Source organism: Phycisphaerales bacterium (assembly GCA_020852515.1).
Lineage (GTDB): Bacteria > Planctomycetota > Phycisphaerae > Phycisphaerales > UBA5793 > UBA5793.
Genome location: JADZAS010000016.1, coordinates 457,336 through 468,061, shown reverse-complemented (window position 1 = coordinate 468,061; position 10,726 = coordinate 457,336). Strand labels below are relative to the sequence as shown.

Annotated in this window: 9 protein-coding genes; 4 read left to right on the top strand and 5 right to left on the bottom strand. The window is 65.8% G+C overall.

What is annotated here, in order from left to right; translation table 11 throughout:
- Positions 1-286, bottom strand: a 286-nt coding sequence (locus IT430_13790) for a hypothetical protein (GenBank protein ID MCC6909011.1), incomplete at its 3' end; no start/stop codon positions are given.
- 504 nt (positions 287-790) lie between these two features.
- Between IT430_13790 and IT430_13785 the strand changes: the two genes are divergently transcribed.
- Entirely contained in the window at positions 791-2,248 is a 1,458-nt protein-coding gene (locus IT430_13785; GenBank protein MCC6909010.1) for a hypothetical protein, read from the top strand.
- A gap of 12 nt (positions 2,249-2,260) precedes the next feature.
- Here IT430_13785 and IT430_13780 read toward each other — a convergent pair whose 3' ends face one another.
- Positions 2,261-3,379 carry a 6-phosphofructokinase gene (locus IT430_13780; protein MCC6909009.1) on the bottom strand — a complete coding sequence of 373 codons (1,119 nt, stop codon included), beginning with the start codon at positions 3,377-3,379 and terminating at the stop codon, positions 2,261-2,263.
- Between the two features lie 177 nt (positions 3,380-3,556).
- On the opposite strand from IT430_13780, the gene IT430_13775 reads away from it, so the two are divergent.
- The 3 genes from IT430_13775 to IT430_13765 all read left to right on the top strand — a co-directional run bounded on the left by IT430_13775 (position 3,557) and on the right by IT430_13765 (position 7,122).
- Positions 3,557-5,617: a cation-translocating P-type ATPase gene (locus IT430_13775; protein MCC6909008.1), complete on the top strand. Its 2,061-nt coding sequence runs from the start codon at positions 3,557-3,559 to the stop codon at positions 5,615-5,617.
- 68 nt (positions 5,618-5,685) lie between these two features.
- Positions 5,686-5,967, top strand: a complete 282-nt coding sequence (locus IT430_13770; protein MCC6909007.1) for a MoaD/ThiS family protein — start codon at positions 5,686-5,688, stop codon at positions 5,965-5,967.
- A gap of 33 nt (positions 5,968-6,000) precedes the next feature.
- Complete coding sequence (locus IT430_13765) at positions 6,001-7,122, top strand: exo-alpha-sialidase (GenBank protein MCC6909006.1); 1,122 nt, start codon at positions 6,001-6,003, stop codon at positions 7,120-7,122.
- Positions 7,123-7,136: 14 nt separating this feature from the next.
- Here the strand turns inward: IT430_13765 and argH are convergent, their stop codons facing one another.
- From argH to IT430_13750, 3 genes are read right to left on the bottom strand one after another with little or no spacing between them, the layout of a single operon-like run.
- On the bottom strand, positions 7,137-8,435 hold the full coding sequence (argH, locus tag IT430_13760) for an argininosuccinate lyase (GenBank protein ID MCC6909005.1): 1,299 nt from the start codon (positions 8,433-8,435) through the stop codon (positions 7,137-7,139).
- Complete coding sequence (locus tag IT430_13755; protein MCC6909004.1) at positions 8,428-9,390, bottom strand: N-acetyl-gamma-glutamyl-phosphate reductase; 963 nt, start codon at positions 9,388-9,390, stop codon at positions 8,428-8,430. Before IT430_13755 ends, argH begins: the two co-directional genes overlap by 8 nt.
- Positions 9,387-10,712 (bottom strand): acetylglutamate kinase, encoded by a 1,326-nt coding sequence (locus IT430_13750; GenBank protein ID MCC6909003.1) that lies wholly within the window; start codon positions 10,710-10,712, stop codon positions 9,387-9,389. Before IT430_13750 ends, IT430_13755 begins: the two co-directional genes overlap by 4 nt.
- Positions 10,713-10,726: the final 14 nt, after the last annotated feature.

Here is a 10,726-nt window from a genome sequence, read left to right as displayed (position 1 = left end):
TGCCGTTGCCGTAACCCGGATAGAGGGCCGAGCCGTTGATGATGCGGATTTCGCTGAGGGTGTCAGCGCCGCCGGCGGCGTCGAACCACTGGATCCAAGCCATCGTGCCGCCGGCCGTCCAGCCGAGCAGGTTTTCAGTGCTGCCGTCGTCGATCATGTACTCGTCCTGGGCGATGACGCCCTGGCCGACGCCCGTCGCGTTCGGGCCGACAGCCGAAAATTGCGCCTGGGCCGCGGCAGCGCACAGGCCCATTGCGAGAACCGCGAAACCCTGAATCTTCTTCATAACCACTCTCCTATTGAAACCAACATCTCCCCGCCCGGGGCATGAACATCATGACCCTTCGTAGCGCGGGTAATCACACAACATCTTCAGACGCCTTTCGGCGACCGTGATGCCACGCGAGTGTGATGTATCGGAAAGCCCCCACTCCGGGTTCCCGGCTCGGCTTGACACACGCTGGTCGCGCCGAGGTGCACACCGAAAACACAAAAGCCAGATGGCGAGCGCGATCGATTCGGCTTCACCCAGAGGCAAAGAAATCTACTCCCCCTCTGTTGGAGCGCAAAATCCTACCTCAGGCCCGCTCCATTGCAAGCCAGAGCGAGTCGGAAAGCAAGAAATCATCTGCTTTTTTCGTCAGGGAGGGCCTAACCACCCGCCTCTTCCAACCCCTCTTCAGGGGGCTTGCCGGGCTGCGCATCATGCGGGGTCGGTGGGCCGCCAGCCTACAGTTGGAGGTTGCTTCAGGTAGTCCGCCCCAAAGCCGTGCCGGTACAGGAGAACTGCATGTCGAGTCAAGGCCGCAATTTGAATCATCGCGGGTTCGCCGTTGTCGCTCTGGCGGCCGCCGCCTTCGCCTGCGCCTCGCCGCCGGCGCCGCCTCCGGATCCCGCTTCGGCGCCTGCTGAGCCCGCCCAGGCCCCCGCGCTGCCCGATCTGACGGATATCGAAGCGCAACTGACGGAGATCCGCGGACTCAAGTTCCTCAAGGACGTTCCGGCCGAACACCAGTCGATGGAGGACTGGGCGGAGTATCTCGACGAGGAACTGGAGACGATGTTCCCGCCGGACAAGGTCGGCGGCTTCATGGCCGGGCTCGTGCGGCTGGGCATGCTCAAGCAGCCCATCGACCTGAGCGAAGAGTTCAAGAGCGCCCTGCTCAGCCAGGCTGGGGCCTACTACGACCCGGAGACGGGTAAGTTCTATTACCTCATGACCGACATGGCGCCGGTGCTTCTGCAGACCGTTGCGGCCCATGAACTGGTCCACGCGCTGCAGGATCAGCACTTCAAACTCGGTGCGCTGCTTGAGAAGATGGAAGAAGAGCAGACCGAGGACGTGCGCAACGACGATCAAGTGCTCGCCGTGCGATTTCTCGTCGAAGGCGAGGCGACCTACGTCCAGACGCTCTGGCAGACCAAGACGATGGGCATGGACCTTTCCGCCAACCCGGAAATGGAGACCATGGCCTTTCGCATGCAGGCGAACATGGAGCCCGATGCGCTCATCCAGTTAAGCAAGCAGGTTGACATGTCCGCGATGGGCCTCGAAGGCGGCGACATCGCCAAGGCGATCGAGTCGATGGACAAGATCCCGCCCTACATCCTGCATCCGCTCATGGCGGCGTACATCAAGGGCGCCTACTTCACCATGGAACTGCGGCACGCGGGCGGGTGGGAGCGCGTGGCCGAGGCCTACCGAAACCTGCCGACGACCAGCGAGCAGGTCATGCATCCCGACAAGTTCACCGGGCCGCGTGATGAACCGACGCTCGTCACGTTGCCGGCGCTTGATGACCTGGACCGAGCCGGTTGGAAGCAGATCGATTCAGCCCGGCACGGCGAATACTACCTCGCGCTGCTCCTGCGCAACTTTGACTGCCCCGGCCCCAAGGCGAACCGGGCGACCGCAGGCTGGGACGGCGATCTCTACCGGGCCTACCAGCGCGAAGACGGCTGCGTCATGTTCGCGCTCGTGACGACGTGGGATTCCGAAAAGGATGCGCAGGAGTTCTTCGACGCCTATAAGTCGATCCTGAAGGTCAAGTGCGGCCTGGCCGAGCCGGTTGACAACTACGTCCAGGACTCGGGCGAAATCGCCTATCCCTCCGGCAATGAGGCCGATGACACCGGGCGGCTGGCGCGGCGCGGCCGGGAGGTCTTCATCGTCGAAGGCGCCCCGGCGGAGCTCGCCAGCGACATCATCCGACAGGCCAAGGCCATGGAAGTTCGGCACGCCGACTGACGACCGCGCGATTTACTGAGCCGGAATCGCATCGCCAAAGCACGTGCCCACCGCGCGGGCCGCGGCGATGAGCGGATCATCGAGCGGCACGAGGCGCTGCTTGTCGGCGGCGTCGAGGATGTCGATGTCCGTCACCTGGTGGTTGCGCATGACCACCAGGCGGTTCTTCTTGCCCGCCATCAGGAGTTCGATCGCGTGGAAGCCGAATCGCGTGCCCAGCAGGCGATCGGAGTGAATCGGCGTGCCGCCGCGCTGCACGTGGCCGAGGACCGTGACGCGACTCTCGGCCCCGGTGCGCTTCTCGATCTCGTCCGCGACGATCTTCCCGATCCCGCCGAGGCGAATGGGATCGGGGCTGGTGGGATCATGGTGGTTGACCACCTGCCTACCGTCGATCGGCCGCGCGCCCTCGCTCACGCACACGATCGTGCATGTGCGGTGGTGGGTGTGGCGCTCGCCGATGAACTCGCAGATGATGTCATAGTCGAACGGGATCTCGGGCAGGAGGATGATGTCCGAACCGGAAGCGACGCCGGCGTGCAGGGCGATCCACCCGGCGTTGCGGCCCATGACTTCGACGACCATGACGCGGTGGTGGCTGGCGGCGGTGGTGTGGATGCGGTCGATGGCGCAGGTGGCGGTCTCGACGGCGGTCTGAAAGCCGAAGGTGATGTCCGTGCCGATGAGGTCGTTGTCGATGGTCTTGGGCACGCCGACGCAGGTGATGCCGCGGCGGACGAAGTTCTTGGCGCAACTCATGGTGCCATCGCCGCCAATCACGACGAGCGCATCAAGGCGCCAGTGCTGGTAGTGCTCGAGGCAGCGGTCGGTGACGTCCTTGAAGATCGGCACGCCGCGCTCGTCGAGCGAGGTGCAATAGTGGGCGGGATTGCACTTGTTTGAAGTGCCGAGGATGGTGCCGCCGACCGTCAGGATGCCCGAGACATCCTGAAGCAGCAGTTCGTGGATGCGGTTCTGCACCAGGCCGAGGAACCCGTCCTCGATGCCGAAAACCTGCACGTCATAGTTCATGATCGCCGCCTTGGTGACGGCTCGGATAACGGCGTTGAGGCCGGGGCAGTCCCCGCCGCCGGTCAGCAGGCCGATGCGTCTTATCTGATTCGACCCCATCGAACGGGCGTCCTTCCGCGATGAAACTCACGAGGCCATCCGCCCCGGCTCGGGCACAGTTCAAATAGTATCGGCAGGTTCCGGGGCTGACCCCGATTCGACGCCGCGTCCGGCCGCTTGCTTGAGGCGTCGGCCCATTGCGGCTGCGACGCGATCGAGCCGAATAAACTTCGGCACATGTCGCTGACTTCTCAACACGGGGCCCCGTCGAGCATCGGCTGGCACACGCGCATCGCGGGCCACCACGAACTCGCGGCGGCGATCCTGGCCGGAGTGCTGCTGGCCCTGGGATACGGCCTGATCAGGCTGGTCGACGGCGGCCACGAGCCGGGGCTGCACGCGCCGGCCACGACCGGGCAGTGGCTGGTTTGGATCAGCCTGGGAATCGGGATGATCTACGGCGGCCGGGCGGCGTGGGAGGCGCTGCGCGACTGGCAGTTCAACATCGACGTCCTCATGGTGCTCGGGGCCGGCTTTGCCGCATGGCTCGGACACGCCGAGGAAGGGGCGCTGCTGCTGTTCCTGTTTGTGCTCTCGGGGGCGCTCGAAGATCTGGCGATGAAGCGCACCACCTCGGCCGTCGCGGCGCTCAACAGCATGATCCCCACCGAGACGCTCGTGCAGCGCGGCGGCGAGTGGATCGAAATCGAGCCCGACGAAGCGCGCGTGGATGACGTCGTGCTCGTGCGGCCGGGCGAACGCGTGCCGACGGACGGCATCGTGGTGCGCGGCGGCACCGAAGTCAACCAGGCGTCGCTCACCGGCGAATCGCTGCCGCGCTCGGTGGCGCCGGGCGATGATGTGTTCGCCGGCACCATCAACGAAAGTCACCCGATCGAAGTGCGCGTCACCCGGCTCGCGAGCGATTCGAGTCTGCAGCGCGTGCTCAATCTCGTGCTCAGCGCCCAGGAGCGGCGCCAGCCCGTGCAGCAGTTGATCGATCGCCTGTCGATGCCTTACAGCGTGAGCGTCGTGGTGATCTGCGCTGTGGTGCTGGCGGTGCTCCACTTCGCGTTCGATCGGGCGTGGGCGGACGCGGCGTACACGGCCATCACGCTGCTCATCGTGGCCAGCCCCTGCGCGCTCATCATTGCCACTCCGACGGCCACGCTTTCGAGCATCAGCCGCGCCGCCCGCGCGGGGGTGCTCTTCAAAGGCGGGGAGTCGATCGAGCGGCTGGCCACGTTCCGCTGCGCCGCCCTGGACAAGACCGGAACGCTGACCATGGGTAAGCCCCGCGTGCAGCAGGTGCATCCCGTCGCGTGGTCCGACGCCAGCACGCTGCTGGCGCTGGCGGCCGGCCTTGAGCAGGGTTCAACGCACCCGTTCGCCGAGGCCATCATCGCCGAAGCCCAGCGGCGCGGCGTGGATCCGACTTCGTGCGACCGGTTGAGTTTCCAGCCCGGACTGGGCGTCTCTGGCATGTACGAGGGGTCGGAGGTGCGCCTGGGCCGCTTTGCGCACGTCAAAGATCTCATGCCCATCTGCCTGCACGCGCGCGTGCACGACGTCATGGAGGTGCTGCACGAGCGAGGTACGCTGGCCGTCGCTCTCGCCTGGCGCGACCAGGCCGGCGTGTTTGTTCTCCGCGATGAGCCGAGGCCGGGCGGCGCGGAGATGGTGCGCGAGTTTCACGAACTGGGCGTCAGGCCGATCGTCATGCTCACTGGCGACGTGCAGGGCGTGGCCCAGCGCCTCAGCGCGCATCTCGGACTCGACGCCTACTACGCCGAACTGCATCCGGATGAAAAACTCACCTTCGTCGAGAAGATGCGCAGCGAGCATGGAAGCGTCGGCGTCGTGGGAGACGGTGTGAATGATGCGCCGTCGCTCGCTGCCAGCGACGCCGGCATCGCCATCGGGGGCATCGGCTCGGATGCAGCGCTCGAAACGGCGGATGTCGTGCTGATGAACGAAGACCTCCGTGCGGTCACATGGGCTGTGCGCCTCGCGCGGCAGACACGGCGGACCATCCGCATCAATCTGATCTTCGCGCTCTCGGCCATTACGCTGCTGGCAGTCGGAACTCTGGCGGGGTGGATCAACCTGTCGCTCGGCGTCCTCGGACACGAAGGCGGAACCCTGCTGGTCGTGGCCAACGGTCTGCGGCTGCTGCTCTATCCGCCGCCGAAGATCGAACCGCCGCCCGCCGCGCCCCCGATCGAGCGGCACAGCGACCACGCCGACCCCGGTCGCGCCGAGCACGCCTCGGAATCCACTGCCGTCGTGGCCGGTTAGCGCCGACGCTGAACTCGGCGCGGTGCAATGGGTATGGTTGTGGATGGCAACGAGAGACGGAGGCCGTGATGGCCCGCGTGGAGTTCACCCGTCATCTGCACCGCTTCTTTCCCGCCCTCGCCGAGCATCCGGCGCTCGACGTGAATGCCCGCACCGTGGCTGAACTCGTTGAGCGGCTGGAGACGCGGTTTCCCGGCCTGGCTGGCTATCTTGTGGACGATCAGCGGGCGTTGCGACAGCACGTCAATGTTTTTGTGAACGGTCGCCCCGTTCACGACCGTCAGGCTCTTTCGGACCCGCTTGAGTCGGAGTCGAAGGTTCACATCATGCAGGCGCTCTCAGGCGGCTGAGTGCCCGGTCCTGCGACCTCATCGGAGATTCACATGGCCCGCACCAGCGACACGCTCATCCTCGGCACGCGCAAGGGACTGTTCCTCTTCGACCGCCAAGGCGGCGAGTGGAGGCTCGTCAACACCTCATTCCTCGGCGTGCCGATCTCCTACGCGATGATCGACCATCGCACCGGCACGCTCTGGGCCGGGCAGGATCACGGACACTGGGGCTGCAAACTCTCTCGCTCCAGAGACCGCGGCCAGACGTGGGAGGAAGTGCCCGCGCCGAAGTATCCCGCTGGTGAGGTCGTCAAGAATTCGATGATGAGCGTTGACCCAAAGGCGCCCGAAAAGCCGGCCACGCTCCGGTACATCTGGTGCATTGCGCCCGGCGGCGGCGATGAACCCAGCCGCATGTACATTGGCACCGAGCCCGGCGGCCTGTTCGTGAGCAGCGACGGCGGCGACACGTGGAAACTGAACCGGCCGCTGTGGGATCACCCGTCGCGCCTCGCCGGCCAGTGGTTCGGCGGTGGACGCGACAACGCCGGCATTCATTCCATCATCGTCGATCCCGCCAACAGCCGGCGCGTGCTCGTCGGCATCAGTTGCGCCGGCACGTTCGAGACGACCGACGGCGGCATGTCGTGGACCGTGCGCAACAGTGGCCTCAAGTCCAACTTCCTGCCCGAACCCAACCCCGAGGTCGGACACGACCCGCACCTCGTGGTGATGTGCCCCGGCAACACGAGCCACCTCTGGCAGCAGAACCACTGCGGCATCTGGAAGAGCACGGATGACGGCCGCTCGTGGGTGAATGTGTCTGAAAAGAGCGGACCGGCCTCGTTTGGCTTTGCCGTCGCGGTGGATGAGCTTGATCCGCACCAGGCCTGGGTGGCGCCGGCGATCGCCGATGAGTGCCGCGTGGCGGTGGATGGCGCGCTGTGCATCAGTCGCACGACCGACGGCGGAAAGACTTGGAAGGTGCTGCGCGAGGGACTGCCGCAGGATCAGTGCTATGACGTGGTGTACCGCCACGGCCTCGACAAGGTCGGCGACACGCTCGCCTTCGGCACGACCACGGGCAACGTGTACGTCTCGACCGATCGCGGCGAGCGCTGGAAGTGTCTCGGGCATCACTTCCCGCTGGTGTATTCGCTGCGCTTCGCGTGAGAGGCGCCTGCGCGTCAGGCGCGGAGGCTGTCGAGACGCTGGCGAAGCACGTCGAGGCCCAAATTGCCGCTGCCGCCCAGCGAGGTGCGCTGCGCGATGCTCTGCTCGATGGGCAGGTCTCTCATCGCTTCGATCTCGCGACCGACCTGGCGATAGGCCTCGCGGAACGGCACGCCCTCGGCCGCGAGTTGGATGGCGCGATCCGTCGCGAACATGGCCGGCGTGATGGCTTCGCGCATGCGCGGGCGGTCGAACTCCATCGACGCGACGAGGTCGGGCACGATCGCCAGCGCCGCCAGGCCGCGCGAGAATGCACGGATCATCGGTTCCTTGGTCGCCTGCAGGTCGCGCTGATAGCCGCTGGGAAGAGACAAGACGGCGGCAAGTTCCGCCACCGCGCCTTCGACCACGCCGCACGACGCTCGGAGCAGTTCGACGACATCAGGGTTGCGCTTGTTGGGCATGATGGAGCTGCCCGTCGTGAAGCGCTGCGGCAGCGCGACGAAGCCGAACTCCTCGGTCGTAAAGAGGCTCAGGTCCCACGCGAAGCGGCGCACTTCGAGCAGCGCCTGGTGCAGCGCATGCATCGCACCCAGCTCGAAGCGGCCCCGGCTGTTCTGGGCGTACATGGCGTTGATCTGCACGCGCGTGAAGCCGAGTTCATCGGCGACGCCCTGCCGATCGAGATCCAGATTCACGCCGTAGCCCGCCGCGGTGCCCAGCGGGCTTGCGTCGATCCAGCGGCGCATGCCTTGGGCGAGTGCGGCGATGTCGCTGAACGACTCGGTAAACGCGGCGCACCACAGGCCGACCGTCGAAGGCACGGCCCGCTGCAGATGCGTGTAACCGGGCATCGGCGTGGCCGCGTCGGCTTTGGCGCGCTCAAGGAACATCTCAGCGGTGTCCAGCGCCAGCGCGGTGAGCCGGTCGAGCTGGTCGCGCAGATACAGACGCGTAGCGACGAGCACCTGGTCGTTGCGGCTGCGGCCGGTGTGCACCTTGCGGCCGATGTCGCCGAGTTGCTCGGTGAGGTGCGCTTCGATGGCGGAGTGGCCGTCTTCGTAGCGATCGTCGAGCACGAACTGGCCGGCTGCGACGAGTTGCCGCAGGCTTTCGAGCGCGGCGACGAGCGCTTTGGTCTCCTTGCCGTCGAGAATGCCGATGCGATGCAGCCCATTCACATGCGCGATTGATGCGCGGATGTCGTAAGGCAGCAGGTGCTGGTCGAGCCGCACGTCTTCGCCGGCGAGGAACCGCATGAGGCGCTCGTCGATGCTCGCGCCGCCCTTGTCCCAGAGAGGCTGTTCAGCCATTGGCGATGCCCTCCAGCTCATCGAAGCCGCAGGCAAGGTTGACGTTCTGTATGGCTTGCGTGGCGGCGCCCTTGAGCAGGTTGTCGATCGTCGCAATGACGGCAGCGCGAAGCGGCTCATCGCCCACCGCCCAGCCGCCGATGCAGACTTCGTGCCGATCGGCGATATCGCGAACGAGTGGCGGACTGGCTGTCAGGCGGATGAGTGGCTCATGGCCATAGGCTCGCTCGTAGCGCTGCTGCATCTCTTCAGTGGTGATGGCACGGGCCAGAGGCAGCGAAACCGTAACCGTGATGCCGCGGAAGAACGGCGCAACGTGCGGCAGGAAGTGCACCGGCCAGCCGGTGTGCCGCGCCACTTCGCGCTCGTGGATGTGGCCGGTCAACGAATAGGGCAGCAGATTATCGCGGAGAATTTCAGGGTTGTTCTTGTCCGAGGGCGTGGCGCCCGCGCCGCTGTAGCCCGACACGCCGAACACCGTCGCCGGGCCGCCCAGCGCATCGAGCATCGGCGCGATGGCGAGCTGCGCGGCGGTGGCGTAGCAGCCGGGATTGGAAATGCGCCGGGCGCCGCGAATGCGTTCCCTAAAGCGCTCCGGCTGGCCGTAGACCCAACTATCGTCGAATCGATAATCGGCGCTGACGTCAACGATGACTCGATCCGGGCGATCGCCGGCGTCGATCGCGGCGACGTAGCGGTGCGCCTCCCCGTTGGGTAGCGCCAGGATGATGACATCCGCCGACGAAGCCGCGACTTCGGGCGCGTCGAGGCTGCTGAACTTCAGCCCGGCGGGCGCGCCTCTCACGTGTGCTGCAACATCCTGTCCGGCGGTGGAACGCGAACTGACGAACGCAATTTCGAGATGGGGATGGGCCGCGATCAGGCGCACGAGTTCGCCGCCCACGTAGCCGCGTGCGCCGACCACGCCGATGCTGGTGCGCTTGCCGGCGCTCACGGCTCGACCGATCCGTGGGCGATGAGCGACGGCGGCATCGCCAGCGCCATTTCGATGCAGTGCTGCACCTCGGCAAAGCCGTCCAGGCCGTACCAGAACACCGTCCACTTCTCCGTGCGGTAACTGCCGTCGGCCTTCTCGAAGTACCACGGGTTGATCGGATTCTCGGTTCGGCTGCGCCAGAACATCTTCGGATTGTCCTCGCGCATGCGCAGCCAGAGCGTGGCACCCAGGCCGATGCCCTGCGCCTCCTTCGTGACGGCAAACTTGTCCAGGTAGGGAATGTCGTCTTCGAGCGTCAGAATCGCCGTCGCGCGGTACGAGTCAGAGAGATAGAGGCGGTAGCACTGCTTTTTTTCGAAGTAGTTGTCGTCGAGCTTCCGCTGAAAGCAGCTCTCAACCAAAGCCCGCAGGCGCGGCTCATCCGCCTCGCCGAACGACGAGTAGCAGCGGACGCGCTCGCCGGCGCGCACCAGCGTGCCCGAGCCGCGATGCGTGAACAGTTCGCGCGCGAGATGCTCGGGCGAGGTAATCGAGACCGACGAAGTATGCGGCAACTGTTCGAGCAGATCGTTGATCTCTTTGAGCTTCAGCCGCATTCCGCCGCCGAGCCACGCCTGGCTCATGAGGTGCTCGTACTCCTCGGCGAGGTTGATGGCCGGGATGATCCTCCCGTGCTGGTCGAGCAGCCCGCCCGTGGGCGTGAGGAAGATGATCTTGTGCGGCTGGAGTTTGAGCGCCAGCTCCGACGCCGCCACGTCGGCGTTGATGTTGAGAATCTGCCCGCCCGAAGTTTCGCCCAGGCACGCGAGAATCGGCAGGTGCCCCGAGCGGATGCTCGAATCGATCGCGTCGAGGTGGATGCCGGTGACTTCGCCAACCAGGCCGAGGCGCTCGTCCTGCACCGGCCGGGCTTCGAAGACGCCGGCGGTAATGGGGCGGGCCCGCGTGCCGAGGTTCTCGAGCGCTTCGACGAGTTTGAGATTCTCGCGTTGAAAGACTTTGCGCGCCACGTCGAGCACGGCGGGAGTGGTGACGCGCAGGCCGTCGATGCGGCTGGTTTCGATCCCCGCTTCCTTGAGCGCCACATCCAGTTGCGGCCCGGCGCCGTGGAGGACGATGGGATACAGGCCGACGTGGTGCAGAAACGTCAGCGCCGAAGTCAGCGCTTCGAGATGGTGCGTGACGATGCCGCCGCCGACCTTGACGACCGCGAAACGCTTGGAGTCCACGCTGCTGAACTGCTTGAGGTACTGATCGACTTCCTTGCGCGAGCCGATGTTCGAGAGCAGGGTGGTGATGATTTCGCGGGTCTGTCGCATGGGCCGGCACCGGA

Excerpts from the sequence above, each read along its gene's own strand:
- IT430_13765 (MCC6909006.1), top strand. The coding sequence starts at position 6,001 with ATGGCCCGCACCAGCGACACGCTCATCCTCGGCACGCGCAAGGGACTG.
- IT430_13750 (MCC6909003.1), bottom strand. The coding sequence starts at position 10,712 with ATGCGACAGACCCGCGAAATCATCACCACCCTGCTCTCGAACATCGGC.
- IT430_13770 (MCC6909007.1), top strand. The coding sequence starts at position 5,686 with ATGGCCCGCGTGGAGTTCACCCGTCATCTGCACCGCTTCTTTCCCGCC.
- argH (MCC6909005.1), bottom strand. The coding sequence starts at position 8,435 with ATGGCTGAACAGCCTCTCTGGGACAAGGGCGGCGCGAGCATCGACGAG.
- IT430_13775 (MCC6909008.1), top strand. The coding sequence starts at position 3,557 with ATGTCGCTGACTTCTCAACACGGGGCCCCGTCGAGCATCGGCTGGCAC.
- IT430_13780 (MCC6909009.1), bottom strand. The coding sequence starts at position 3,379 with ATGGGGTCGAATCAGATAAGACGCATCGGCCTGCTGACCGGCGGCGGG.
- IT430_13785 (MCC6909010.1), top strand. The coding sequence starts at position 791 with ATGTCGAGTCAAGGCCGCAATTTGAATCATCGCGGGTTCGCCGTTGTC.